Here is a 24,540-nt window from a genome sequence, read left to right on the forward strand (position 1 = left end):
CTAGCGCAGCACCGGCACCGTTCCCGATGCCGTGCGCCGGTCGCCCAGCGCCTTGAGCGTGCGGCCGAGTTCCTTGATGCGGTTCTCGCCCGTCTCCAGTGCCTTGGCCGACGTATGCACCGAGTAGTTGCCCAGGTGCAGCGGATGCGGGTGCGGCACGGCCGAGCCGAGCACGAACACCGCAGGCGCGTCGTCACTGGCCTGCACCTGGATCGTTGCGCCGCTGTCATCGAACACCACCATGTCACCCGCCACGGCGCGCGGCTGTGACGCCCCGGTGCGGATCGCGCCTTGCGCCAGGGCCAACCAGCCCACGGTGTGGCCCGCTGGCGGCGCGTAGGTAAACGTCTCGCCCGCAGCCAGGGTCACCAGCAGGTAATTGATGCCTTCCGGCGCAGGTACGGGGCTGCGCACGCCGTTGTATTCGCCCACGATCACGCGAGCCGGACCGGTTTGCGGCATGTCGGCCGCTTCGATGTAACGGCTTTCCGACGGGCCGTTTTCCAGGGCCTCGGGCAGCGCCAGCCACAGCTGGAAGCCTTCGATCAGCGGCACGTCGTCGGTCGTCATTTCCTTGCCGTGCCACACCCCGCCGCCGGCACGCATCCATTCCACCCCGCCATAGCCGATGGTCCCCTTGCCTGCTTCCGGGTCTTCAAAACGCATCCGGCCTTCGGTGATGACCGTCACGGTCGCCACGCCGGAATGCGGATGGATCGGCATGCCGCCCCGTGCTTCCATCGCGCGTTGCGTCGCCTGATCCGCACGGAACAGGTCCAGGAACACGAAAGGTTTGAGGTATTCCCCCAGATCGGACGGACTCATCAATCGCGTGATGAAGCCGCCGCCGTGACCCCGAGTGCGATGGACGATGCGGCGCGGTGCGTGAACAGGCGCGGCCGGAGCATGAACCGAAACAGGCGTGTGGAGCATAGCGATCATCCTCGAAAGAAAGTGTGCAGCAGCGAACACACAACCTGCGCCGACTGCATCGATCCACCCATGCTAGTCGCCGGCATGCCCCCGCACTAGTCCTGCTCGATGGGAAGCAGCGTTGCCGAAAGTGGAACGCTCGGCACCGTGCGGGTCAGCAATCGGCGTCCGCCGGCACCTTGGCAATCACCTTGATCTCGAAGTCGAAGCCATACAGCCACGTCACCCCGACGCAGGTGATGTTGGGGAAGGGCGCCTCACCCCAATAGGTCGGCACCACTTCCCAGATGGTCTCGAACTTTTCAGCTGGATCCACGATGAACACCGTCACGTCGACGACATCGTCAAACGTGCAGCCGGCGGCCTTCAGTACCGCGTTCAGGTTCTCGAACGCCAACGCGACCTGCTTGCGCAGATCGGGCTCGGGCGACCCGTCGTCGCGGCTGCCGACCTGGCCCGACACGAACAGCAAGCCATCGGATCGCACGGCCGGTGAATAACGATTGCGCTCATACAAGGCATGGCGGCCTGGGGGAAAAACGACGTCACGTGTTGTCATGATGGTGCTCCAGCAAGGGGGTCACGGGAGATCCGTATCGACCATGGCCCACTGTATCGACGGGCCCGCAGCAGATAAACAGGCGAGCGCATGCAGCACTGTTTGTAGAATCCAAACAATCAATCGTTGGCCGGAGACGCCATGGACCGTTTCGATGCGATGCAGGCCTTCGCCCGCGTGGTGGAAACCGGCAGCTTCACCAAAGCTGCCGAAACCCTGCACATGAGCAAGACCACCGTCACGCAACTGGTCCAGCAGCTGGAAGCGCGCCTGCGCGTGCGGCTGCTCAACCGCACTACGCGCCAGGTCAACGTCACGGCCGACGGCGCGGCGTATTACGAGCGTGTGCTGCAACTGCTGGCCGACATGGACGACGCCGAAACCAGCCTGTCCGTCGCGGCGGCATCGCCCCGCGGCCGTCTGCGTGTCGACGTTCCCAGTCCCTTCGCGCACACGATCCTGATCCCGGCACTCCCTGACTTCTACGCGCGCTATCCCGACATCCAGCTCGACATGGGCGTCAGCGACCGGATCGTGGACTTGATCAACGAAAACGTGGATTGCGTGGTGCGAGGCGGTGCGTTGAAAGACCAGTCCCTGATCGCGCGCCATGTGGGCGACCTGCGCTTGCGCGTCTTTGCCGCGCCGTCCTACCTGGAACGGTGGGGCACACCCGCGCATCCCAAGGCACTGGAAGACAGCCCGCACCGCATCGTGGGCTTCCTGTGGTCACGCACGGGCAAGCCCCTGCCGTACGCAATGCACCGCGGTGACGAACGTGTGACGGTGCACGGCCGGCATGCGCTGGCGGTGGATGATGGCAATGCCTACCTTGCCGCCGGCCTGGCGGGGCTTGGGGTGATGTGGTTGCCCGATTACATGTCGGCGGCACATGAGTCCAGCGGTGCGCTGGTGCCGCTGTTCGAAGACTGGCGGCTGGATTCCATGCCGATGTTCATTGCCTATCCGCCCAGCCGGCATGTGAGTGCGAAGCTGCGCGTGTTCATCGACTGGATCGTGGCGCTGATGGCGGTGCATGCGCCGTTGGATTTGCCCTAGCGCGCGGCCCCCGCGCTACGCGCATCCGGCGCCGGCCTGGTCGTGGTTGCAGGGTCCAGCTTGCGAAACACCCACGCCGACACCAGGGTGATCGCGCCCACCATCAAGAACGTCAGCGCAAAGCCCGCAGCCGTACCGGTCGGCTGGCCTGAAAACAGCGTCACCAGGCCACCGCCCAGCGTCACCCCCAGGCCCACCGCCAGCATCTGCACCATCGAAAACAGGCTATTGCCCGCACCCGCGTCGTGGGGCTTCAGGCCCTTGAGCGTGACGCTGTTCATGGCCGCGAACTGCATCGAATTGGCCGCGCCGAAGACGGCAAGCTGCAGCACTTCCACCGCAAGCGGCCAGCCGGGCGAAATGGCGGCGAACGACATGATGGCCACGCCCGTCACCAGCGTGTTCACGAGCAGGAAGGTCTCATACCCGAAGCGGCGCACCAGGGGCCGATGCACGGCTTGGCGATCACGCCCGCGATCGCGGCAGGCAGCATCATCAGACCTGACTGCAAGGGCGAATAACCCAGCTGCAACTGCATCAGCAGGGGCAACAGGAACGGCACCGCGGCGCAACCGATCCGGCACACCAGGTTGCCAATCAAGCCGACCGAAAAGTTCGGTTCGCGGAACAGGCCGAGGCGGAACAGGGGGTGCGGACGGCGTTTGGCATGGGCGACAAACAGCAGCGCCGACAGCGCACTGATGCCGAGGCCCACGGTCCACCACAGCGCGCGTTGCGCATCGGGCGGCGCATCCATGGCCAGCGAGAAGGCCACCATGCAGACCGACAGCAGCACGCATCCGACGATGTCGAAAGGCAGCGGCTCGGGCAGGGCGTCGGACTTCAGATAGCGCCGGACCGCCAGCAACCCGACGATGCCGATCGGCACGTTGATCAGGAAGATCCAGTGCCACGACACCGCCTGCACCAGAAAGCCGCCGAGCGTGGGACCAAACAGCGGGCCGACCTGGCCGGCAATGGAGATGAAGGACAGGGCGGTAATGTATTGCTCGCTGGAGACGCTGCGCAGTACGGCCAGCCGGCCGATCGGCAGCAGCATCGACCCGCCGATGCCCTGGATCACCCGCGCCGCAATCAGCTGATTCAAGGATCCGGCGGCCGCACAGAACACCGAGCCCAGCACGAAGATCAGGATGGCGTAGAAGTAGACCTGGCGCGTGCCGAAGCGGTCCGCCAGCCAGCCCGAGGCCGGAATCAACATGGCCATGGTCAGGCTGTAGGCCACGATCACGGGCTGCATCGACAGGGGGACACACCCAGGTTCTGCGCCATGGCGGGCAGCGCCGTGTTGACGATGGTGGTGTCCAAAGTCTGCATGAAGAACGCAGACGCAACGATCCACAGCAGGGCTTTCTGTGGCGAAGAAGAGGTCATGGGGTCTCGGCGGGGAAGGCGGCCGGCGGGGACGGACGTGCCGGCGCGCAAAGGCGACATTGTATGCCCGGCCATACAGGTCGGCAGGATCTGCGACAATCCGCCGAACACTCCGGGCGCCCTCCATGAAACTCTTCGTCGCCGCGCTTGGCGCGGAAACTAATACGTTCTCGCCGTTGCCGACGGGCGCCGCGTCGTATCGCGGGGACCTGTATTTCGCGGCGGGTACCCATCCCGATGAGGTCACGTTCTTTGGCGGCCCGCTGATCGCCGCGCGCCGGCGGGGCAAGGCCCGAGGCTGGCACGTGATCGAAGGGATGGTCGCCTCTGCTGCGCCGGGCGGCATCACCACCCGCGACGCGTACGAAGGTTTGCGCAACGAATTGCTGGCCGACCTGGACGCGGCCCTGCCCGTGGATATGGTGTTGCTGGGCCTGCATGGCGCGATGGTGGCCGATGGCTATGAAGACTGCGAAGGCGATCTGCTGCGGCGGGTGCGCCAGCGGGTCGGTCCGGGCGTGATCGTGGGCGCGACGCTGGATCCGCATGCGCACCTGAGCGAGGCGATGGTGGCGCAGGCGGACCTGCTGATCGCGTTCAAGGAATATCCGCACACTGACATTCTTGAACGGGCCGAGGAATTGGTGGATCGATGCATTGATCTCCATGAAGGCCGTCTGCATGCATGCCCTGCGGTGGTCGATTGCGAGATGATCGTGCCCATGCACACCACGCGCGAACCGGCGCGGGGCTATATGGCCCGCGTTCGAGAGCTGGAGGGGAAGGGCGGTGTTATCTCGATCTCCGTCGTGCAGGGCTTTGCGACGGGCGACGTGCCCGACATGGGCACCAAGGTGCTGGTCTATCACGATGGCGACGCCGCCGCGGCAGGTGAACTGGCCCGGCAACTGGCCGACGAATTGATCGCGCTGCGCGAGCCGTTGCAGGTGGCGTTCCGCGGCATTGACGATGCCATCGACGAGGCGCTGGCCGCGCCGCCCGGGTTCGTGGTCATGGCCGACCGGCCCGATAACCCGGGCAGCGGCGCGCCGGGCGACGCCACGTTCATCTTGCGCAGGCTGCGGGAACGCGGCGTGCGCGAGGTGGCGCTTGGCCCCTTGTGGGACCCGGGCGCGGTCCGCATCGCGTTGGAAGCCGGCGTGGGCGCGCGCCTGCCGCTGCGCATTGGCGGCAAGACGGGACCCCTGTCGGGCGATCCTGTGGATGTGCACTGCAGCGTGGAGGCCTTGCGCCCCGCCTACACGATGACGGGGTTGACCGGCAGCCCGGTGCCCCTGGGGGACGCGGCCCTGGTGCAGGCCGATGGCATCCGCATCGTGCTGGTGTCGGTTCGTGACCAGGCCATGCACACGGACGTGTTCACCGGGATTGGCTGCGAGCTGGACACGCAGCGCATCGTGGTCGTGAAGTCGGCGCAGCACTTTCATGCCGCGTTTGCGCCGCTGGCCTGCCGCGTGATTTATGTGGGCGGGCCAGGGGTAGCGACGCCCGACTGGAACACCCTGACGTACACGCGGATCCGTCGGCCGCGCTGGCCCTTGCTGCCGTGAGGGCAGGGGTATTCACCGTTGCCGTCCGGAACGCCTGCCTCCCTATAATCGGCTCCCACGCCTTCCGCTGCCTCCCGCCATGATTCGACGCCCGCATCCATGCGCACGCTGACGCCTCACCTGAAGAAGCTGCGCGCGGTGCGTGCCGTGGCTGAACACGGCAGCACGGCACGCGCTGCCGCGACGCTATTCCTGTCGCAGCCCGCGGTGGCCCGCGCGGTGCGGGATGTCGAAGCATTGCTGGACATGGCGCTGTTCGATCGGAGCGCGCGCGGCATGGAGCTGACCGAGCTTGGCCATGTCCTGGATGCCCGGCTGAAGCGGGCCTTCGCCCAATTGCGCGCCGCCGACCGGGGCGTGACGCAGCTGGCGGCGGGTCATCGGCTGGCGCACCACCGCAGCGAATCGCAGCTGGAGACGCAGGCGGGCTATCGACACCTCAGCATACTGATGGCCCTGGACGCGGCCGGCAGCGAAAGCCGCTGCGCCGAAGCGCTGGGCATTAGCCAGCCCGCCGTCACACAAGCCATTGCGCAGCTGGAGCACCTGGCCGGCGTGCGGCTGTTCCATCGGTCCGCGCGCGGCATGCGCCTGACCGAGCCTGGCGACGCGCTGTTGCGGCATGCGCGTCTGCTGTGGTTCGAACTGGATAGCGCCAGTGCCGATCTGGCGTCGCGGGTCGGGCAACTGCAGGGCCGCGTCGTGATCGGCACCCTGCCCTTTTCCACCGGGCTGTTCGTGCCGCGCGCGGTGGAACGGCTGCTGGCCAGTCACCCGGCGGTCAACGTCACGATCGTCGATGGGACCTACGAGACGCTGTTGCACCGCCTGCGTCATGCCGAGCTGGACATGGTGATCGGCGCATTGCGCCAGCCGCCGCCTGCCGACGACCTGCATCAGGAACCCCTGTTCGACGACGAACTGGCAGTGGTGGTGCGGCAAGGGCATCCCTTGCAGGGCCGTCCACTGCGCGGCCTGGCGGACCTGGTCGATGCGCCATGGATCCTGCCCATGCCCAACACGCCTGCGCAATCCGCGTTCGAGCGTGCCTTCCGCAGCGACGGTCTGCCGCCGCCCACCAGCGGCCTGCAGGTGAACAGTCCGGCATTGACGCAGGCCTTGCTGATGGAAAGCGACCGCGTGGTGCTGATGTCGCCACGGCAGATCAGCCGGGAGGTCAGGGCAGGACTGCTGGCGCTGCTGCCCGTGACGGTGCGCATGACCACGCGCGCCATCGGGCTCACGACACGCACCGATTATCTGCCCTCTCCGGGCGTTGCCTTCTTGCTCGATGCCCTGCGGGATACCGCCGCCGACCTAGGGTAATCCCCCTCCGCCGAATCGCCAGGTTTGAGAGGGGTATAAGCAAAACGCATCGCTGGCCAAGCCTTTGGCATTGGCTGGCGCTGTCCTGTGCTGGCATGCTGACGGCGGGTGGTGACACCCTCGTGCACCCCGCCAACGATGCCAGAGAGCGTCACAGGAGACGACCATGACCCCCTTTCCTTACGCCATCCCGCGCGCCCTCGGGCGTTGTCTGCTTGCCGGCGCGACACTGTTTGCCGGCGGCGCCGCCCATGCCGACGACATCAAGATCGGCCTCATGTCGCAGTTCTCGGGTGTCTATTCCTGGTGGGGCCAGGAATACCAGCGCGGGGTCGACATGTACCTTGCCCAGAACGGCAACAAGGTCGGCAATCACACGCTCACCGTGCTGCCGCGCGACGAAGCCGGCACCAGCCCGCAGCGCACGCGCCAGCTGGCACAGGAACTGACCGTGCGTGATCGCGCGCAATACCTGATCGGCGGCGTGTTCACGCCCACGGTCCTGGGAACCGTTGACATCGTCAACCAGACCAAAACGCCGTATGTGGTGTTGAACTCGGGCACGTCCAGCGTGACCGACAAGTCGCCGTACTTCGTGCGGCTGGGCTTCACGCAGTGGGCCGTCAGCGTGCCGCTCGTGACCTGGGCCGTGCAGCAGGGCGCCAAGAAAGCCGTGATCGTGGCCGCCGACTATGCGCCGGGCTATGACGCGCTCGAAGCCTTCGGGTCGACGTTCAAGAAGCAGGGGGCGAGGTCGCGGCCGAGATCAAGGTGCCGCTGGGCACCACCGACTTTTCGACCTACCTGCAGCGCGTGCGCGACGCGGGCGTGCAGTATGTGTTCATGTTCATGCCGGTAGGCCCCATGTCGGCCGGTTTCATCAAGGCGTTCAAGGATCGTGGGCTCGACAAGGCGGGCGTTACCTTGCTGGCGACCAACGAATCGCAGGAATCCGACCTGCCGGTGGTGGGGGATGCCGCGCTGGGTCTGGTGACGGCCTTGCATTACACGCCGTACCTGGACAACCCGGTCAACAAGGCGTTCGTTGCGGCCTACAAGCAGAAGTTCGGCGCCGATGCGCTGCCCAGCATCGCATCGGTCGCAGCCTATGACGGCATGCGGCTGATCGCGCAGATGGTCAAGGCCACCGATGGCAAGAAGGATGGCGACAAGGCCATGGCCGCCGCCAAGACCGCGAAATGGGACAGCCCGCGCGGCCCGATCTCCATCGATGCGGACACGCGTGAAGTCGTGCAGAACATCTACATGCGCAAGGTGGAAAAGGTTGATGGCAAGCTGGGCAACGTGGCGTTCAGCACCTTCCCGGCTGTCAAAGATCCCTGGCACGAACTCAACCGCAAGTAGGCCGATTCCATGCCGAATGCTTTTGCCACGTTGATCTCGCTGCTGATCGACAGCCTGGCCTACGGGATGACGCTGTTCCTCATCTCGGTCGGGCTGACGATCACGCTCGGCGTCATGCGGGTCGTGAACCTTGCCCACTCGACCTTCGCGATGATCGGCGGCTACCTGGCCCTGTACCTGATGCAGGCGCAGGGCGTGAACTTCTATGCCGCCGTGCCGCTTGCGGTAGTCGGAACCGTGCTGGTCGGCGCGCTGCTCGAACGCACGCTGTATCGCTGGGTGTATCGCAGCAACGATCTGGGCCAGCTGCTCATGACGATTGGCATGGCCTTCATCGCCACCGCGATCATCAAGAATCTGGCCGGTCCGCAGATCCAGAGCCTGGCCTTGCCGGCGTCGCTGGCAGGCAACTGGCAGCTTGGCCCGATCGACGTGTCCATCTACCGCGTGTTCCTGATGGCGGTCAGCGGCGCGGTGGCCGCGCTGTTGTGGTTCAGCCTTGAACACACCACGTTCGGCGCCAGCCTGCGTGCATCGGTCGACAATCCGCGCATGGCGCGCTGCGTCGGCATCAACGTGCCGGTCGTGTTTGCCAGCACGTTTGCGATCGGCTGTGGACTGGCGGCGCTGGGCGGCGCCCTGGGCGCGCAGCTGCTGCCCCTCGAACCGTATTACGGCCTGAAGTATCTGGTCCTGGTGTTGATCGTGGTGGCGGTGGGCGGACTTGGCAGCCTGCGCGGATCGTTCTATGCCGCCTTGCTGCTGGGTGTGCTGGATACGCTGGGACGCTATTACCTGCCCGCCATCGGCGGCTTCGTGATCTACATCAGCGTGCTGGTCATTCTGCTCTTGCGGCCCCGTGGCCTGGTGGCGCCGGCATGAGCGCGCCCAAGCCCGACGTTCCCTCAACCCGACAGGAGGGCGCCATGCCTGACGTCACCGCCCGGTCGTTCCGGCGGCAACGGTTCACGTGGGTCGATCTCGGCCTGCTGGCCGCCGCGGCCGCGACCTGGTTTCTTGGCGATCTGTACCTGGTCCTTGCGACCACGGTATTGATCATGATCATTTTTGCACTGTCACTGGATCTGTCCCTGGGGTATGGGGGGATCGAGTCGCTCGGTCATGCGGCCTTCTTCGGCGTCGGCGCCTACAGCGCGGGATTGTTTGCCCTGCATGTGAGCCCCGAACCCATGACCGGCCTGCTGGTGGCTGCCGTGATCGCGGCGCTGGTCGGACTCGTCTCGGGCATGGCCATCCTGCGCACGCAGGGGCTGACGCAGATCATGCTGACGCTGACGGTGGCAACGGTGCTGCTGGAGCTGGCCAATGTGGCCAAGACCGTGACGGCGGGCGACGATGGCCTGACCGGCTATTCGGTCTCGGCGGTGCTCGGCCTGTTCGAGTTCGACGTGTATGGCAAGGTCGGCTTCCTGTATGCGGGGGTGGTGCTGGTGCTGGTCTACGCGCTGCTGATGTGGATCGTGAACTCGCCCTTTGGCCTGACCGTGCAAGGCATTCGCGAGAATCCGGTGCGCATGCGCATGCTGGGCGTCCCGGTGCGGGCGCGGCTGCTGATGGTGTACGCCCTGTCGGCGGCGATCGCCGGAGTGGCAGGCGCCTTGTCGGCACAGATCAATCGTATCGTCGGGCTCGATACCCTGTCGTTCACGCTGTCCGCGAACGTGCTGGTCATGCTGGCGCTGGGCGGCACGGGGCGGCTGTATGGTGCGTTCTTTGGCGCGATCATCTTTGTGCTGCTGTCCGATCGCGCGGCGGCGATCGATCCCACCAACTGGCTGGCGGCGTTGGGCGTGCTGCTCATCCTCGTGGTGCGCTATGCGCCGCGTGGCCTGAGCGGCTGGACCGAACGCTTCCTGAAAACCCAGGCGCCCGACGACGCCGCGGCGGCCAGGCGGAGGGCGGCATGACCCCGGCGCTGCAACTGCAAGGCATCAACAAGCGTTACGGCGCGCTGCATGTCACCCGTGATGTCAATCTGGAACTGCAGCCGGGTGCGCGCCATGCGCTGATCGGACCGAACGGCGCGGGCAAAAGCACGCTGGTGCACCTGATCACCGGTCTGGTTCCGCCCAGCAGCGGCAAGATGTGGCTGGGCGGCGAACTGCTGACCGGCCGCACGCCCGAGCGCCGCGTCAAGCTGGGCCTGGGCCGCACCTTCCAGATCAATTCCCTGTTCGGCAAGCTGACCGTGGGCGAGAACGTGAGCCTGGCGCTGGCGGCGGCGCACGGCGTGGACGGCAGCATGGGCCGGCCCCTGCAGCATCGGCCGGAACTGATGGACGAGGCGGCTCAACTGTTGACCTCGCTCGGCCTGATCGACCTGGTGGGCCGCACCGTCAATGACCTTGCCTATGGGCAGCGGCGCCTGGTCGAGATCGCGCTTGCGCTCGCCTTGCGGCCCAAGGTGCTGTTGCTTGACGAGCCGGTCGCGGGCGTGCCGTCCACCGAAGGCAAGCGTCTGTTCGAACTGCTGGAACGTCTGCCGCCCGATGTCGCCACGCTGGTCATCGAACACGACATGGAACTGGTCTTCCGGTTCGCCAAGCAGATCACCGTGCTGGTGGAAGGCGCCGTGTTGCTCGAAGGCCCTGTCGACGAAGTGCGCAGCAGCAAGCTGGTGCGCGATGTGTATCTGGGTGGAGGACGTCATCCATGAGCGATCTCTTGAATGTCGATGACGTGCATGCCGGTTACGGCGACATCGCGATCCTGGAAGGCGTGTCCTTCAGCCTGCGGCAGGGCGAGGCGGTGGCGCTGCTTGGCCGCAATGGCGTGGGCAAATCCACGTTGATCAGTACACTGATGGGCTTGACCGACGTGCGCAGCGGTACGGTGCGCTACCGCGGTGAGGACATCGGCAAGTGGCCCAGCCACGTGCGGGCACGGCGCGGGCTGGGGCTGGTGTCGCAGGAACGGGAGATTTTTCCATCGCTGAGCGTGGAAGAGAATCTGGTGGTCGCGACCCGCCCTGGCGCATGGACGCTGGCAGGCATCTACGACCTGTTTCCGCGTCTGCACGAACGCCGCCGCAACATGGGCAACCAGTTGTCGGGCGGAGAACAGCAGATGCTGGCGATAGGCCGTGCACTGATCGGCAACCCGGCCGTGCTGCTGCTGGATGAGCCCTTCGAAGGCCTGGCACCCATCATTGTCGATGTCCTGGTCGATGCCTTTCGCCGCCTGCATCAGGAAGGCAAACTGGGCATCGTGCTGGTCGAGCAGCATGCGACGCTGGCGCTGGAGCTGACCGAGCGGGCCACGGTGCTGGATCGCGGCCGCGTGAGCTGGTCGGGCGACAGCCGCGAACTGCTGGCGCATCCGGACACGTTGTCGGCGCTGATCGGGCTGGCCGAAGCCGCTGTCTGAACCCCCTTCGTTTCGCATTTTTTAGGAGCCGGCGATCGTGAGCGCCCAACCTCTACTTCTATTGCCCGGGCTGCTGTGCGATGCCGCCGTCTGGGAACCGCAGATCGCCGAGTTGCGCGATCAGGCGGACTGCATCGTTGCGGACTACGGCAACGCGTCCTCCATTACCGAGATGGCGCAGATCGCGTTGTCATCTGCCCCGGCCGGGCCATTGGCCGTGGCGGGTCATAGCATGGGCGGCCGTGTCGCGCTGGAAGTCATCCGGCTGGCGCCCGAACGGGTGACCCGGCTGGCTCTGATGGACACGGGCTATCAGGCGCTGGTGCCCGGCTTTGTGGGCGAAGGCGAAAAGAAGGGGCGCTATGCCCTGCTGGACACGGCGCGCAGGGAAGGCATGCGGGCACTGGGCTTGAAGTGGGCGCCCGGCATGGTCCACCCGTCCCGCGTGAACGGACCGGTGTTCGAAGCCGTGTTGCAGATGATCGAGCGCAAGACGCCCGAGATCTTTGCCGCGCAGATCGAGGCCTTGATCAACCGACCCGATGCCAGCGGCCAGCTGCCGGGCATTACCGTGCCAACCCTGGTGCTATGTGGCCGCGACGACAGCTGGAGTCCGCTGTCGCGCCACGAAGACATGCACGCCGTGCTGCCCCGTTCGATCTTGAGCGTGATCGAACATTCCGGGCACATGAGCACCATGGAAGAACCCGGGCAGGTCACGGCGGCCATGCGGGCGTGGCTGGAGATGCAAGCCCAGGGGTGACGGCGGGAAGCTCCCGCACCTGGCGGGATCGACTGCCGGCACAAGCTTGCGGTATGGTGTGCGGTCCTGTCGCATCCCGAGGCCGCCATGAAAGTTGCTGTCTTCAGCACACGTTCCTATGACCGCCGGTTTCTTGACGAAGCCAATGGCGCAATGCCAACGACGCCCCCTACCGAATGGGTCTATTTCGACGTGGCGCTCGACGTCGACACGGCGGCGCTGGCGCAGGGTTGCCAGGCCGTCTGCGTGTTCGTGAATGATCGCCTTGACGCCGCTGCGCTGCATGCCCTGGCCAGGCTGGGCGTTGGCGCCATCCTGCTGCGTTGCGCGGGCTTCAACAACGTCGATCTGACGGTCGCGCTCGAGCTTGGGATGTTCGTTGCCCGAGTGCCGTCCTACTCGCCCGAGGCCGTGGCGGAACATACGCTGGCGATGGTGATGACGCTCAACCGTCAGACGCATCGCGCATTCAATCGGGTCCGTGATGGCAACTTCATGCTCGAAGGCTTGCTCGGCCGGACCCTGCACGGCAAAACGGTGGGCATCGTCGGCACGGGCAAGATCGGCCTGGCGGCTGCCCGGATCTTTCACGGCATGGGTTGCACGGTGCTTGGCTGCGACCCGTATCCGTCGCCGCTGTTCGAACCTCTGGGTGACATGGCGCCACTTGAGGAACTGCTGGCACGCTCGGACATCGTGACCCTGCATTGCCCCTCGACCGAAGCGTCACGGCACATGATCGACGCCGGTGCGCTGGCGCGCATGAAGCTGGGCGCCATGCTCGTCAACACATCGCGAGGCGCATTGGTGGACACCACTGCGGTGATCAAGGCGCTCAAATCCCGGCACCTTGGACACCTTGCCATCGACGTGTATGAGCAGGAAGGCCCGCTGTTCTTCCAGGACCGCTCGGGCGAGATCATTGACGATGACGTATTCCAGCGCCTGATGACCTTTCCGAATGTCCTGGTGACCGGACATCAGGGCTTTTTCACGGTGGAAGCGCTGCGGGAGATTTCGGCCGCCACGCTCAGCAACCTGCGCCATTTCATCGAGCGCACGCCCTGCCCGAACCGGGTGGACGCGCACTGAACAGGGCCGCCGGCACAGGCGAGCCCTGAGGCTGCCCGCCTGTGCCGGGCCATGCACACTGTTGCCGCTGTCCGTGCCGATAGGGACACGGCGCGCCGTCAAGCCAGAATCAGCCTGCCACGCACGTGTAGTTCGCCGCCACGTTGCCACCCGCTGGCGTCGCGCCCACATAGCGCGGGAACATCGGGTAGCGGCACATCGGCTTGGACGCCGTCACCGCATACGGCGGAAGCGCGTCGCGGTTGGTCAGCGTCATGCTGTCCGCCGGTTTCACGCCGCGTTCCACCCATGCTTCCAACGGAGCAAGCAGGTCGACGCGACCCGGAATGCCGTAGCTCGGCGCATTGGCCGTGCCCGCCGCGATGCCGCCCGACGTATGCGGCAAGCCCGTGGCCACATAGGCCGCAAAGAACTGCTCGGTCTTGTCCTTGCCCATCTTTGCGCCCACCGCGTTCCAATAGTCGAGGCCGGTCTGCGGGCTCTGGCCTTTGTCCGCCAGGTCTTCACGCAAGATGATCTTGCCACCCCGGTTGAAGAAGGCCGTCAGGTCAGGATTGGTCGCATCGATCATGTTGGACACGGCCTGCACCCGTGCCTGGAACGCAGCCGGATTGTAGGTCAACGCATTGAACGACGGGTTCTTCGCAATGAAGTAGCGCACGTAGTAGCTGCCGAACAGATAGCTGCGGCTGACGCCCGTGAGCGTGTCGGGGTCACCCGCCGTCGGGGGCGCGGTGCCTGTCACCCAGTTCTGGAAGTTGCCGGGGACGAATTCCGATCCGTAGACATAGCCGGCATACGACGTGATGCCGTTGGCAAGCGCGAACGGGAAGGTGTAGCCCGTGTAGGCCCATTTCACTGCCGCCAGCTGGCCGTCCGAAAAGCAGGCCGGACCTTCATCGGCGCCCGACGGACACCGTTTGGCCGCGATCGCGGCATCGGCAAGCGGCTTGCAGGTCAGGTAGTTGCTGACCACATTGTCGGCAATGCCATCCTGCGCATCGCAGGCCGCGGCGATGGTGTCGTGGATCAGCTGGTTCTTGTTGCCCAGCCAGCTGCCCGCCGCGCTCTGCACGCCGCCAAAGCTGTTCTGGAACGTCCACAAGGCCGTCGCGTTGATGACGGGATCGATGCTGATGATGCCGTCGAAGTCGGCCGGATAGCGCTGCGCCATCATGAGGCCTTCCCGGCCACCCTGCGAGCCGCCAAGGTAATAGCTTTTGAGCGGGCGATTGGCGTAGTAGCCGGCGCCAAGCTGCACCGCCACGTCATGCGTCTTCTTGTATGAGGCATACGCGAAGTTGGCCAACGCTTCGTCGTTCAACGCAAAGGCCGCCGGATGGACCGCGGCGGAATTCTGGTGGCCCGAGTCGGTCCCGGCGGTCATGTAGCCCTGGGTCAGCGGGAACGGCGTTTCCGGGCCGGCGTTCCGGCTTTGCTGCACACCGGTTACGAGCGCGCCGTTGTACCCGCTGCCGCCGAACTGCAACTTTTTGCCGTTCCAGCTGGTAGGCAGATTGACCTGCGACTTGATCAGCGGCGCCGCCGGGTCGACAGGCTTGATGTCGACCAGCACTTCGCAGTAGTCGGGCGTGGCCTGATCGATCGCCGTGCCTGCCGCGTTGGGCCGATCGGGCAGGGCCGTGCGATAGGTTGCCGCTGTCACGACCGCGCCCGTCGTCGGTTCGCCAATCGACGATGCCGCAATGGTCTTGCCACTGAGTGCGGTGCATGCCGTGGCGGCGTTGGCCACGACCACGGGCGTCGCGAACCCCGCGCCGGCGGAGGGCGCGTCATCGTCATCATTGCCGCCGCACCCGGCCAGTGCGGTAAGGGCGATCAGGGCGGTCGTGCCCGACCGCAGTATCAAGCGTGTCGTCATGCTGTCTCCTTGTGCCGATCGCCGGATGGCGCTGGCGTTCTTGTAGGTCGTCGTACAAGACAAGCTTGGCAGCACGCGGGCGCCAGGACCAATACTTATCAGCCCTGGAGCGATACGTTTTGCTTATTCGCCAGCTTCAGGCCAGCATGCCGTGCGGGTCGATCACGAATTTCTTGGGTGCCCCCGAATCGAATTCGGCATAGCCCTTGGGCGCCTCATCAAGCGAGATCACTTCCACGCCGACGGTCTCCGCGATCTTGATCCGATCCCACAGGATCGCCTGCATCAAGGCCCGGTTGTACTTCATGACCGGCGTCTGCCCCGTGAAAAACGAATGGGACTTGGCCCAACCCAGGCCGAAACGCACGCTGAGCGCGCCCTTGCGCGCGGCGCTGTCGACCGCGCCGGGGTCGTCGGTCACATACAGCCCCGGGATGCCGATGCGGCCGGCGGCGCGGGTGACTTCCATCAAGGAGTTGAGCACGGTGGCCGGGGCTTCCTGCTGCGCCCCGCTGTGGCCGTGGCCGCGCGCTTCGAAGCCGACTGCGTCAACCGCGCTGTCGACCTCGGGCTCGCCCAGGATCTGCGCGATCTGGTCGGCCAGGGACACGTCCAGCGACAGGTCCACGGTCTCGTACCCCAGGCGCCTGGGGTGTTCCAGACGCACCGGGTTGACGTCACCGACAATGACGACGGCCGCGCCCAGCAAGCGTGCGGAGGCTGCGGCGGCCAGGCCGACCGGTCCGGCGCCGGCGACATACACCGTGCTGCCCGGTCCGACGCCCGCCGTGACCGCGCCGTGATAGCCCGTCGGCAGGATGTCGGACAGGCACGTCAGGTCGCGGATCTTGGACATGGCCTGGTCCTTGTCCGGAAAGCGCAGCAGGTTGAAGTCGGCGTAGGGGACCATCACGAACTCGGCCTGGCCACCGACCCAGCCGCCCATGTCCACATAGCCATACGCGCCCCCCGCCCGGGACGGGTTGACGGTCAGGCACACGCCGGTGTGCTGTTCCTTGCACGTGCGGCAGCGGCCGCACGCCACGTTGAACGGGACCGAGACCAGGTCGCCGATCTTGAGCATCTCGACGTCCTTGCCCGCCTCGACGACTTCGCCCGTGATTTCGTGACCGAGGATCAACCCTTCTTCCGCGGTGGTGCGACCGCGCACCATGTGCTGGTCGGACCCGCAGATGTTGGTGGATACGACCTTCAGGATCACGCCGTGATCGATGCGCCGGCCGCGCGGATCTTCCAGTTTGGGGTAGGGAATGTTCTGGACTTCGACCTTGCCTTGCCCGATATAGGCAACGCCTCGATTGGATGTCATGGATCTGTCTCCTCGGTGATGGTCCGGCGCCGGTGCCCGGCCGGACGCGTCGCATCCGGTCCGGCCACGTGGCCGATTCGAGCGGTCGAGGTCAGGCCGGGTGGCCTGCTTCCTCGGCCGCGCGTCGGTGCAGGATCCTGCGCATGAGCAGGCCTGGCTTGTCGGGGGCGAAATTCAGGTCGAACTGCGGTTCGTCTTCAGACGTGACGACTTCAAGGATGGCTTCGAGCGCATCCACGTCTTCCAGGTAGGCTTGCTCGGACGCCGCCTTGAGGAAGGTGTCGGCTTCCTGATCGTGCAGTTTGAAGTCGCGCGAATTGAACCACCAGTAATGGATCGCGCCGTCGCATTCGGGCGTGATCAGGTGGGTGATGGTGAAGCGGTACTGCGACGGCCGGCCGTCATCCGGTTCAGGATCGACGATGCGGGCGAACGCCACGTGCATGGCGGGCGACGCGAACTGCGAGTCGGAATAACGGTCGACCCGCTTGTGCATGATCTCGGCCGGCACGCCGTAGATGCCTGGCGGCGGCGAATGGCGCAGTGCCCGGTGGATGATGACGCGGCCGTTGTCTTCACGCACGTCCAGCTTGGACCGCGCGTATTCGGGCGTACCCACCGTGCCCGGATGCAGAAAAGGAAAATGCGTCTGGTCCAGCAAGTTCTCGTGCATGGACACGTAGTCGGACTTCATGTGGAAGTCGCCGGTCACGCTGGCCCAACCCGGATCGCTCAGCCACTGGGTGTCGGGAATCAACGCCGGGTCGGCCAGATCAGGGTTGCCCATCCAGATCCATACCAGCGGGCCGCGCTCCACACAGGGAAAGGTGCGCACGCTGGCATGGGTGGGCGTCGTGGGCATCGACGGCATGTTGACGCACTGGCCCGACGGATCGAACTGCATGCCGTGGTACCCGCAGACCAGGATGTCGCCGTCCAGCTTGCCCTTGGCCAGGGGAAACGAGCGATGCGGGCATCGGTTGCGAACCGCAACGGGTTCGCCCGCCAGCGTGCGATACAGGGCAACGTCCACACCCAGCAATCTGCGGCGCATCAGGTCCCGGCCGATTTCGCCGCTGCGGCCGGCCACGTACCAGCAATTGCGCACGGCGGGCGTGGCGTGATTGGCGAAGCCGCCGGGTTCGAACACGGGGTCGGCGCGACGCAGCGGAATGACGGCGGACATGGCAACTCCTTCAGGTTGGCTGGGGGCGGCCGGCATACCTCCGGGCCGAGGGGGTGGGGATATTGGCCGCGGCGTAAGTCAGGCATCGAGAACCAGCAGGTCGCCCTGCATGCGCGATACGCAAATACAGAGGCTCTTGCCCGCGGCGCGTTCGTCCGCCGACAGGTAGCTGTCGCGGTGGCGCAGCGGTCCATCCGCCGCCACCACTGGCATCGGACAGAGCCCGCATTCACCGCGTCGGCAGTCGTACAACGGGTGCAGCCCGGCAGCCGTCAGCGTGTCGAGTATGGTGGCGCCGGCGGGCACCCGCACCGTGCGGCCAGAGGCCCGCAATTCCACATCGAACGCCACGTCGTCGGCGGACGGCGCGGCGGCAAAGGTTTCGCTTCGCACCCGGGCGGGATCCCAACCCAGCGACGCGGCAGCGTCGTGCACGGCCTGGATCAGCGAAGCCGGGCCGCACACATACGCGGTCGCGCCGGCAGGCTGGGCGGCCAGATAGGCCCTCAGGTTCAGTCGGCCTTGCGTGGCGCTGTCATGCAGCCGCGCCCGCGCGCCGGCCAGTGTCTGGACTTCCTGCCGATACGCCATGCGTTCCACCGCCCGCGCGGTGTAGACCATGTCGAAGCTGCATCCGCGCCGCACGACGCTGCGCAGCATCGACAGGATCGGCGTGATGCCCATGCCGCCGGCGATCAGCACACTATGGGTATCGCGGCGATCCATGCGGAAATGGTGCAGCGGGTAAGAGCAGGTCAGCGTCATGCCCGGCTTGAAACGGCGATGCAGGTCGGCGGACCCGCGCGCGCGGTCCTCGCGCTGCACGGCAATGCGCCAGGTGCCCGGCGGATCGTCGCCCGCGGCATCGCCGCCGACCAGCGAATAGTGCCGCAGCATGGAGGCGCCATCGGGCATGGCCCAATGGAGTTCGATGTGGGCGCCGGCCTCGTAGGCAGGCAGCGGACCCCCATCGGGCGCACGCAGCAGGTATTCATTGACCTGGGGTGTCAGGGGCCGCACCGCGGCAACGAGGACGTCGAACAAACGTGGCCGCACCGGGTGTCTCCTGAGGGCGGGTGCCCGGTCGCTACCTGGCGCCGGGTCATGATGCATCGATGTGCGGGATGCCTGCGTGGGATCCCTGATCGAGCCAATTCGCAAAAAATCGGGAACGTTCAATGGTGTGACAGCCTATTCGGGATCCCAAGGCGCGTCAACGGGGAGTGTTTACCCGAATGCATGGCGGTATTACGTACATCGGCTTATGGGTACAATCGTTTTGGGATCCCAAACAGTCACATCATGCTTCGACCGACCTCCACCACCCTGCAGCTGCGGGAAATGATTTTGAACGGCGAACTTGCGCCCGACGAACGCCTGCGCGAGGCCGAACTGGCACTGCGCCTGGGGACCTCGCGCATGCCGATCCGGCAGGCCTTGCCTGTGCTGGCGCAGGAAGGTCTGCTGGTGCGTTCGGGCCAGCGGGGGTATGCGGTGCGCGCCTTTACGCCAGACGAGTCGCTGGACGCGCTGCGGCTGCGCGCGTCGCTTGAAGGCATGGCGGCCCGTACCCTGGCCGAACGAGGCGCGTCACCCGATATCCTGGATGGGTTGCGCGCCTGCCTGGCCGAGGGCGATGCGCTGTTCACCGAACGCGTCATTACGGTCGACGACGAACTGCGCTACGGCGAAATGAACGCGCGCTTCCATGCGCTGGTGCTGGCCGGCGCGCGCATCCCGTTGCTGGAAGAGCTGGCGGCGCGCTGCAATCTGGTGCCGTTCGCGGCGCCGCGCGCCATTGCCTTTGCGCATCTGGACAAACGCACGGTATTCGACCTGCTGTTCTATGCGCACCGGCAGCACCATTCGATCGTCGAGGCCATCGTGGCAGGCAAAGGCGATCGCGCGGAATTCCTGTTCCGCGATCACGCGGTGACGCAAGAAAACAGCATGCACATGGAGCGGACGGGCGAAGCCCCGGTCCGCGCAGAAGAATTTCCCGAGACTGCACGCGCGGCCTCGGGCCACTGATCGTCCGCACGGCGGCACGAGGAGACCTGAAATGGCAAGAATCATCGGCGCAATCGGCACCTCGCACGTGCCCACCATCGGCGTCGCGTATGACAAGGGCAAACAGACCGATCCCGATTGGGCACCCCTGTTCGAAGGCTACAAACCCGTTGCGGCCTGGCTGGCCGAGAAGCAGGCCGATGTGCTGGTCTTCTTCTACAACGACCACTGCACCACCTTCTTTTTCGACATGTACCCGACGTTTGCGCTTGGGGTGGCCGACCGCTTCCCGGTTGCGGATGAAGGCGCGGGCCTGCGCAACCTGCCGGCAATCAAGGGCAACGTCGACTTCCAGGCGCACATTGCCGAATCGCTGGTGAACGACGAGTTCGACCTGACCGTCTTCCAGGACAAACCGCTGGACCATGGCTGTGCATCACCGCTGCCGCTGCTGTGGCCTCATGATCCGGACTGGCCCGGCGCGGTCGTGCCGATCGCGATCAACGTCCTGCAGTATCCGCTGCCGACCGCACGCCGCTGCTATCGGCTGGGGCAAGCCGTGCGCCGCGCGATCGAGTCCTATCCCGAGGACCTGAAGGTCGTGGTGGTGGGAACGGGCGGCCTGTCGCACCAGATCCATGGCGAGCGCACCGGTTTCAACAATACCGAATGGGATATGGAATTCCTTCGCCTGCTGGAGGACGATCCGGAACAGCTGACGACGATGACCCATGCCGACTACGTGCGGCTGGGCGGCGCCGAAAGCGTCGAACAGATCATGTGGCTGGCCATGCGCGGCGGCATCGAAGGTCCGATCCGCAAGCTGCACCAGAACTACTACCTGGCCACCACGACCGCCATGACGGTAGTGCTCTACGAATCGGCGGGCAGCGCCGACATTGCCGAAACCCGCGCCGCGACCGAGGTGGTGTCATGAACTCGCCCGCATTCACCCGCCCCGTGTTCACCAATCCGCAACTGGCGGGTCTGGAAGACTTGGCCGGCACTTATGTGTTCGACATTCGCACCAGCCATCGCGTGCTCAAGCTGAACCGCTTTTTCTGGAACATGATCGGCGCCGATGCCCGCAAGGCGTTCGTCGATGATCCGGAAGCAAGCATGACAGCGGCCGGGCTGACCGACGAAGAAAAGGCGATGATCCGCGCGCAGGACTGGATCGGCCTGGTGCGGCACGGCGCCAACTTCTTTGTGCTCGAGAAGTTCGCCCGGGTCGTCAGCATGCCCAACCTCAAGGTCTACGCCGCCATGCGTGGCGAGAGCTTCGAGGACTTCATGAACACCCGCAACGTGCCGACGATGCGGTAGGCAGGGCCGGGATTCGGCGTCCAGGATATTCAGGACTAGAATCGCGGCTCCGACAGCTCCAGCGCGTTTGCCGCGCCTGCCATGCGCATCCTGCTTGCCGAAGACGAACGAGAACTGGGCCAGTGGCTGTGCAAGGCGCTGGAAGAACTGAGCTGGCGCGTCGACTGGGTCGACGATGGCCGGCTGGTCGAAACCTCGCTCGACACCCAGACCTATGACGTGCTGGTTCTGGATCTGGGCCTTCCTGGCATGGCGGGCCACACCGTGCTGCAACGCCTGCGCGCCCGCGACTTGCGCATGCCGGTCCTGATCCTGACCGCGCGCGATTCCCTTGCCGAAAGAGTGAGCACGCTCAATGAAGGCGCCGACGATTTCCTGGCCAAGCCCTTTGCGCTGGCCGAACTCGAGGCCCGCCTGACGGCCTTGGTGCGCCGCGCACGCGGGGTAAGCCATCCGCGGTTCGCCTGCGGCCCGCTGGCGTTCGATACCGTCACGCGCCAATTCACCCTGCAGCAACAGCAACTGGCCTTGCCGCCGCGCGAGTACGGCGTGCTGCGCGCGTTGATCCTGCGCAGCGGCGAACCCGTGTCCAAACAGGACCTGGTGGACCGTGTGTTTGGCGACGACGAACACGTCGCGCCGGAGCTGGTCGAGGTCGTCGTGCACCGGCTGCGCAAGCGGCTGGAAAACAGCGGCGTGCGCATCGTCACCCTGCGAGGACTGGGCTATGTCCTGGAGCCGGTTTAGGCGGCTTAGCCTGACGGCCCAGTTGCTGTCCTTGCTGCTGCCGGCCATGTTGCTGGTGGTGGGCGCGGAACTGGTGGCGACGCGAGTCGATGCACTGGCGTCGGCCGATGCGGCCTATGACCGGTCCTTGTCGGGCGCGTTGCGGTCGCTCGACGCCAACGTGTCGACTGCGTCGGGCGGGCTGTCCATCGAATTGCCGTACCGGTTGTTCGAGTTCTTTCAGCTGACGGCCAATGGCACGGTCTACTTTCGTGTCGCCACCGCCGATGGCGTGATCGAGATCGGCAGCCCCGACCTGCCGCTGCCGCCCGAGCCGCTGCGCGACAACGTTCCCGTGTTCTATGACGCCGAGTACTTTGGGGAGTCCTTGCGCCTGGGCGCCTACACGCGCGAACTGGCGCAGCCGCTAAGCGGCAGCCCGGCCCAGCGGCTGATCATCCAGGTGGCCGAAAACACCGTGTCGCGCCAGCAGTTTTCGCGCAATTTCGTGGTGCGCGCGGCCACGCGTGATGGACTGGTGCTGCTGGCGGTGATGGTGGCGCTGGCCCTGATCGTCGCCGTCGCCCTGCGGCCGCTGGCCCGTCTTGCGCAGCAGGTACGCGCGCGGTCACCGGCGGATATGGCGCCGCTGGACAGCGAAGGCCTGCCCGCCGACGTGGTGCCGTTGGTTGGCGCCATCAACCATCAGCTGCAACGCACGCAAAGCGTGATGGCCCAGCAGCGCATCTTTCTGGATGACGCGTCCCATCAGCTTCGCACGTCGCTGGCAACGCTGCGCACGCAGATCGACTATGCGCTGTTGACCAAGGACAAGCTGGACACCGACGCGACGCTGCACGCGCTGGCGCGTCAGGTCAGCCACGCCACGCGCAGCACGAACCAATTGCTGGCCTTGGCGCGCAGCGATACCGCCGCGCTGCGGCCGGGCGAGTTCGATGCAGGCGAACTGCTGCGTGAAGTGGCGCTGGCCCTGCTGCCGCGCGCGCGGGAGCGGCGCATCGACCTGGGTGTCGATGTAGTGGACAATCTCAACCTGTTCGGCGATCGCGGCATGCTGCGCGAGGCGCTGGCTAACCTTGCCGACAATGCGATCCGGCATGCCCCCGAAGATGGGGTCGTCACGCTTCACGGGGAGGTGGCCGACGGCGAGCAACGTTTGAGCGTGCTCGATAATGGACCGGGCATGGATCCGGAACTGATGGCGCGGGTGGGAGAACGGTTCCTGCGGGCGGCGTCGGCGTCGGGGTCAGGCGCGGGTAGTTCGGGTGCAGGAAGTTCGGGCGCAGGGTTGGGCCTGGCGATCGCGCGATCGATTGCCGAGCGGCATCATGGCGGGCTGACGCTCGCGGCGGCAGGCGACGTTCCCGCGCCGGGGCCGGGACTGGCGGTCTGCATACGCTGGCCCGCGCCGCACGGCAAGGAAGAGACATGACAACGATAATGAACATGCTCAATGTATGCGCCAGGACGGCTGCAAGGGTTCGGGCGGACCAGGCGGCCAACGTGGCGGCCGAGGAAGCGAGGCCGGTTGCCGAACTGCCGCGAGTCAAGGCACCAGCATGGGCGTCAGGGTCGGCGCTTGCGTTAGCCCTGGCAGGCGGCCCAGTCGCCCAGGCCCAGGCCCAGGCCTTACCCGCCGCGCCTCCTGTCGCGCAGCCCGAATGCATTGCCCCCGCCAAATCCGGCGGCGGCTTCGACGTGACCTGCCGCCTGGTTCGCACGATGTTCGACGATGCGCGCCTGGTGGCAGCGCCCATCCGCATCACCCATCTGCTGGGCGGCATTGGCGCGGTGGCCTTCCATAGCATTGTTGCCACCCGGCCCGCGGACCCCAGCGCACTGGTCGCGTTTTCGGCCGGCTCGCTGCTCAATCTGGCGCAGGGCAAGTTCGGCCCGTACACCGAAAAAGACGTGCGCTGGGTCGCCTCGCTTGGCATGGACTATGGCGTGGTCGTGGTGCGCAAGGATGCGCCCTACCAAACACTGAAGGATCTGGTCGGTGCACTGAAGGCCAACCCCAATGGGGTCGTGTTCGGCGCGGGCGGCACCCTGGGCAGCCAGGACTGGCTCAAGTCCGCGAAGGTGTCACGCGCGGCCGGCGTCGACTTCAAGCTGATGCGGTTCGTGGCCTTTGAAGGCGGTGGGGAGGCGCTGACCGCACTGACAGGCGGCCATGTGCAGGTGGTTGCCGGTGACGCGTCCGAAGCCGCGCAGTTGCTGGCCGCCGGCGCGCCAATCCGGGTGCTGGCCGTGCTGTCATCCGAACGCCTGCCCGGCGCGCTGGCCACCGTGCCGACGGCCATGGAGCAGGGCTATGACATCCGCTGGCCCATCGTGCGCGGCGTGTATGTGGGCGGCAAGGTCAGCGATGCCGACTATCGCGCGTGGGTCGAATCGTTCCGCCAGCTGATGGCGCGGCCGTCGTACCCCAAGCAGCGCGCCGCGGCCGGCCTGTTTCCGCAGACCCTGGTGGGCGACGCGCTGACGGACTATGTGCGCGCCACCATGGCCGACTACCGGCACCTGGCCGGCGAATACGCCTTGCGGGTGCCGCGCCCGGCGCCCTTGCCCTGACTAGGCGTTTTCCACAGGTACGGCGGCGCAAGAAT

At 66.0% G+C, this 24,540-nt stretch carries 23 protein-coding genes and 1 pseudogene; 16 read left to right on the top strand and 8 right to left on the bottom strand.

Annotated elements, in window-relative coordinates; all coding sequences use genetic code 11:
• Positions 1–825 (bottom strand): pirin family protein, encoded by an 825-nt coding sequence (locus ACNANG_RS13600; protein ID WP_420223404.1) that lies wholly within the window; start codon positions 823–825, stop codon positions 1–3.
• A 262-nt stretch (positions 826–1,087) separates the two neighbouring features.
• Positions 1,088–1,492: a RidA family protein gene (locus tag ACNANG_RS13605; RefSeq protein WP_420223405.1), complete on the bottom strand. Its 405-nt coding sequence runs from the start codon at positions 1,490–1,492 to the stop codon at positions 1,088–1,090.
• A gap of 141 nt (positions 1,493–1,633) precedes the next feature.
• On the opposite strand from ACNANG_RS13605, the gene ACNANG_RS13610 reads away from it, so the two are divergent.
• Positions 1,634–2,551 (top strand): LysR substrate-binding domain-containing protein, encoded by a 918-nt coding sequence (locus tag ACNANG_RS13610; RefSeq protein WP_420223406.1) that lies wholly within the window; start codon positions 1,634–1,636, stop codon positions 2,549–2,551.
• Here ACNANG_RS13610 and ACNANG_RS13615 read toward each other — a convergent pair.
• Both ACNANG_RS13615 and ACNANG_RS13620 read right to left on the bottom strand, forming a co-directional pair.
• Entirely contained in the window at positions 2,548–3,006 is a 459-nt protein-coding gene (locus ACNANG_RS13615) for an MFS transporter (RefSeq protein ID WP_420223407.1), read from the bottom strand. The genes ACNANG_RS13610 and ACNANG_RS13615 overlap by 4 nt on opposite strands.
• Complete coding sequence (locus ACNANG_RS13620) at positions 2,955–4,073, bottom strand: MFS transporter (RefSeq protein WP_420223408.1); 1,119 nt, start codon at positions 4,071–4,073, stop codon at positions 2,955–2,957. The genes ACNANG_RS13615 and ACNANG_RS13620 overlap by 52 nt, the downstream gene beginning before the upstream one ends.
• On the opposite strand from ACNANG_RS13620, the gene ACNANG_RS13625 reads away from it, so the two are divergent.
• From ACNANG_RS13625 to ACNANG_RS13665, 9 genes and pseudogenes are all read left to right on the top strand, one after another.
• A complete protein-coding gene (locus ACNANG_RS13625; protein ID WP_420223409.1) occupies positions 4,072–5,517 on the top strand; it encodes a M81 family metallopeptidase in 1,446 nt (481 codons plus the stop codon). The two genes, ACNANG_RS13620 and ACNANG_RS13625, sit on opposite strands and share 2 nt — an antisense overlap.
• Positions 5,518–5,616: 99 nt before the next feature.
• Entirely contained in the window at positions 5,617–6,843 is a 1,227-nt protein-coding gene (locus tag ACNANG_RS13630; RefSeq protein ID WP_420223410.1) for a LysR family transcriptional regulator, read from the top strand.
• 277 nt (positions 6,844–7,120) lie between these two features.
• Positions 7,121–8,208 (top strand): annotated as a pseudogene (locus tag ACNANG_RS13635) (ABC transporter substrate-binding protein).
• Positions 8,209–8,217: 9 nt separating this feature from the next.
• A complete protein-coding gene (locus ACNANG_RS13640) occupies positions 8,218–9,090 on the top strand; it encodes a branched-chain amino acid ABC transporter permease (RefSeq protein ID WP_420223411.1) in 873 nt (290 codons plus the stop codon).
• A gap of 44 nt (positions 9,091–9,134) precedes the next feature.
• Complete coding sequence (locus tag ACNANG_RS13645; RefSeq protein WP_420223412.1) at positions 9,135–10,136, top strand: branched-chain amino acid ABC transporter permease; 1,002 nt, start codon at positions 9,135–9,137, stop codon at positions 10,134–10,136.
• Positions 10,133–10,885, top strand: coding sequence for an ABC transporter ATP-binding protein (locus ACNANG_RS13650; RefSeq protein ID WP_420223413.1), 753 nt, complete (start codon positions 10,133–10,135; stop codon positions 10,883–10,885). Before ACNANG_RS13645 ends, ACNANG_RS13650 begins: the two co-directional genes overlap by 4 nt.
• Positions 10,882–11,595 (top strand): ABC transporter ATP-binding protein, encoded by a 714-nt coding sequence (locus ACNANG_RS13655; RefSeq protein ID WP_420223414.1) that lies wholly within the window; start codon positions 10,882–10,884, stop codon positions 11,593–11,595. Before ACNANG_RS13650 ends, ACNANG_RS13655 begins: the two co-directional genes overlap by 4 nt.
• 37 nt (positions 11,596–11,632) lie before the next feature.
• Complete coding sequence (locus ACNANG_RS13660; RefSeq protein WP_420223415.1) at positions 11,633–12,358, top strand: alpha/beta fold hydrolase; 726 nt, start codon at positions 11,633–11,635, stop codon at positions 12,356–12,358.
• Positions 12,359–12,445: 87 nt separating this feature from the next.
• A complete protein-coding gene (locus ACNANG_RS13665; RefSeq protein ID WP_420223416.1) occupies positions 12,446–13,450 on the top strand; it encodes a 2-hydroxyacid dehydrogenase in 1,005 nt (334 codons plus the stop codon).
• A 109-nt stretch (positions 13,451–13,559) separates the two neighbouring features.
• Here the strand turns inward: ACNANG_RS13665 and ACNANG_RS13670 are convergent, their stop codons facing one another.
• The 4 genes from ACNANG_RS13670 to ACNANG_RS13685 form a co-directional block, all read right to left on the bottom strand.
• Positions 13,560–15,332, bottom strand: coding sequence for a tannase/feruloyl esterase family alpha/beta hydrolase (locus tag ACNANG_RS13670; RefSeq protein WP_420223417.1), 1,773 nt, complete (start codon positions 15,330–15,332; stop codon positions 13,560–13,562).
• Between the two features lie 136 nt (positions 15,333–15,468).
• Positions 15,469–16,662: a formaldehyde dehydrogenase, glutathione-independent gene (fdhA, locus tag ACNANG_RS13675; RefSeq protein ID WP_420223418.1), complete on the bottom strand. Its 1,194-nt coding sequence runs from the start codon at positions 16,660–16,662 to the stop codon at positions 15,469–15,471.
• Between the two features lie 91 nt (positions 16,663–16,753).
• Positions 16,754–17,848: a Rieske 2Fe-2S domain-containing protein gene (locus ACNANG_RS13680; protein ID WP_420223419.1), complete on the bottom strand. Its 1,095-nt coding sequence runs from the start codon at positions 17,846–17,848 to the stop codon at positions 16,754–16,756.
• Between the two features lie 78 nt (positions 17,849–17,926).
• Entirely contained in the window at positions 17,927–18,904 is a 978-nt protein-coding gene (locus ACNANG_RS13685) for a PDR/VanB family oxidoreductase (RefSeq protein ID WP_420223420.1), read from the bottom strand.
• A 246-nt stretch (positions 18,905–19,150) separates the two neighbouring features.
• Between ACNANG_RS13685 and ACNANG_RS13690 the strand changes: the two genes are divergently transcribed.
• From ACNANG_RS13690 to ACNANG_RS13715, 6 genes are all read left to right on the top strand, one after another.
• The gene (locus ACNANG_RS13690; protein ID WP_420223421.1) at positions 19,151–19,879 is read left to right on the top strand and encodes a GntR family transcriptional regulator; all 729 of its coding nucleotides are present in this window, start codon (positions 19,151–19,153) and stop codon (positions 19,877–19,879) included.
• A 31-nt stretch (positions 19,880–19,910) separates the two neighbouring features.
• The gene (locus ACNANG_RS13695; protein ID WP_420223422.1) at positions 19,911–20,795 is read left to right on the top strand and encodes a gallate dioxygenase; all 885 of its coding nucleotides are present in this window, start codon (positions 19,911–19,913) and stop codon (positions 20,793–20,795) included.
• Entirely contained in the window at positions 20,792–21,184 is a 393-nt protein-coding gene (locus tag ACNANG_RS13700) for a protocatechuate 3,4-dioxygenase (RefSeq protein WP_420223423.1), read from the top strand. Before ACNANG_RS13695 ends, ACNANG_RS13700 begins: the two co-directional genes overlap by 4 nt.
• 81 nt (positions 21,185–21,265) lie before the next feature.
• Positions 21,266–21,931: a response regulator gene (locus tag ACNANG_RS13705; protein ID WP_420223424.1), complete on the top strand. Its 666-nt coding sequence runs from the start codon at positions 21,266–21,268 to the stop codon at positions 21,929–21,931.
• Positions 21,912–23,363: a sensor histidine kinase N-terminal domain-containing protein gene (locus ACNANG_RS13710; RefSeq protein ID WP_420223425.1), complete on the top strand. Its 1,452-nt coding sequence runs from the start codon at positions 21,912–21,914 to the stop codon at positions 23,361–23,363. Before ACNANG_RS13705 ends, ACNANG_RS13710 begins: the two co-directional genes overlap by 20 nt.
• A complete protein-coding gene (locus ACNANG_RS13715) occupies positions 23,360–24,505 on the top strand; it encodes a tripartite tricarboxylate transporter substrate binding protein (protein WP_420223426.1) in 1,146 nt (381 codons plus the stop codon). Before ACNANG_RS13710 ends, ACNANG_RS13715 begins: the two co-directional genes overlap by 4 nt.
• The last annotated feature ends 35 nt before the right edge of the window (positions 24,506–24,540 follow it).

The sequence above is a fragment of the Pigmentiphaga litoralis genome (genome assembly GCF_048632615.1).
GTDB lineage: Bacteria > Pseudomonadota > Gammaproteobacteria > Burkholderiales > Burkholderiaceae_B > Pigmentiphaga > Pigmentiphaga litoralis_B.

Coding starts and splice junctions, on each gene's coding strand:
- ACNANG_RS13600 (WP_420223404.1), bottom strand. CDS start 825: ATGAGTCCGTCCGATCTGGGGGAATACCTCAAACCTTTCGTGTTCCTG.
- ACNANG_RS13605 (WP_420223405.1), bottom strand. CDS start 1,492: ATGACAACACGTGACGTCGTTTTTCCCCCAGGCCGCCATGCCTTGTAT.
- ACNANG_RS13610 (WP_420223406.1), top strand. CDS start 1,634: ATGGACCGTTTCGATGCGATGCAGGCCTTCGCCCGCGTGGTGGAAACC.
- ACNANG_RS13625 (WP_420223409.1), top strand. CDS start 4,072: ATGAAACTCTTCGTCGCCGCGCTTGGCGCGGAAACTAATACGTTCTCG.
- ACNANG_RS13620 (WP_420223408.1), bottom strand. CDS start 4,073: ATGGAGGGCGCCCGGAGTGTTCGGCGGATTGTCGCAGATCCTGCCGAC.
- ACNANG_RS13630 (WP_420223410.1), top strand. CDS start 5,617: ATGCGCACGCTGACGCCTCACCTGAAGAAGCTGCGCGCGGTGCGTGCC.
- ACNANG_RS13640 (WP_420223411.1), top strand. CDS start 8,218: ATGCCGAATGCTTTTGCCACGTTGATCTCGCTGCTGATCGACAGCCTG.
- ACNANG_RS13645 (WP_420223412.1), top strand. CDS start 9,135: ATGCCTGACGTCACCGCCCGGTCGTTCCGGCGGCAACGGTTCACGTGG.
- ACNANG_RS13650 (WP_420223413.1), top strand. CDS start 10,133: ATGACCCCGGCGCTGCAACTGCAAGGCATCAACAAGCGTTACGGCGCG.
- ACNANG_RS13655 (WP_420223414.1), top strand. CDS start 10,882: ATGAGCGATCTCTTGAATGTCGATGACGTGCATGCCGGTTACGGCGAC.
- ACNANG_RS13665 (WP_420223416.1), top strand. CDS start 12,446: ATGAAAGTTGCTGTCTTCAGCACACGTTCCTATGACCGCCGGTTTCTT.
- ACNANG_RS13670 (WP_420223417.1), bottom strand. CDS start 15,332: ATGACGACACGCTTGATACTGCGGTCGGGCACGACCGCCCTGATCGCC.
- fdhA (WP_420223418.1), bottom strand. CDS start 16,662: ATGACATCCAATCGAGGCGTTGCCTATATCGGGCAAGGCAAGGTCGAA.
- ACNANG_RS13680 (WP_420223419.1), bottom strand. CDS start 17,848: ATGTCCGCCGTCATTCCGCTGCGTCGCGCCGACCCCGTGTTCGAACCC.
- ACNANG_RS13690 (WP_420223421.1), top strand. CDS start 19,151: ATGCTTCGACCGACCTCCACCACCCTGCAGCTGCGGGAAATGATTTTG.
- ACNANG_RS13695 (WP_420223422.1), top strand. CDS start 19,911: ATGGCAAGAATCATCGGCGCAATCGGCACCTCGCACGTGCCCACCATC.
- ACNANG_RS13700 (WP_420223423.1), top strand. CDS start 20,792: ATGAACTCGCCCGCATTCACCCGCCCCGTGTTCACCAATCCGCAACTG.
- ACNANG_RS13705 (WP_420223424.1), top strand. CDS start 21,266: ATGCGCATCCTGCTTGCCGAAGACGAACGAGAACTGGGCCAGTGGCTG.
- ACNANG_RS13710 (WP_420223425.1), top strand. CDS start 21,912: ATGTCCTGGAGCCGGTTTAGGCGGCTTAGCCTGACGGCCCAGTTGCTG.
- ACNANG_RS13715 (WP_420223426.1), top strand. CDS start 23,360: ATGACAACGATAATGAACATGCTCAATGTATGCGCCAGGACGGCTGCA.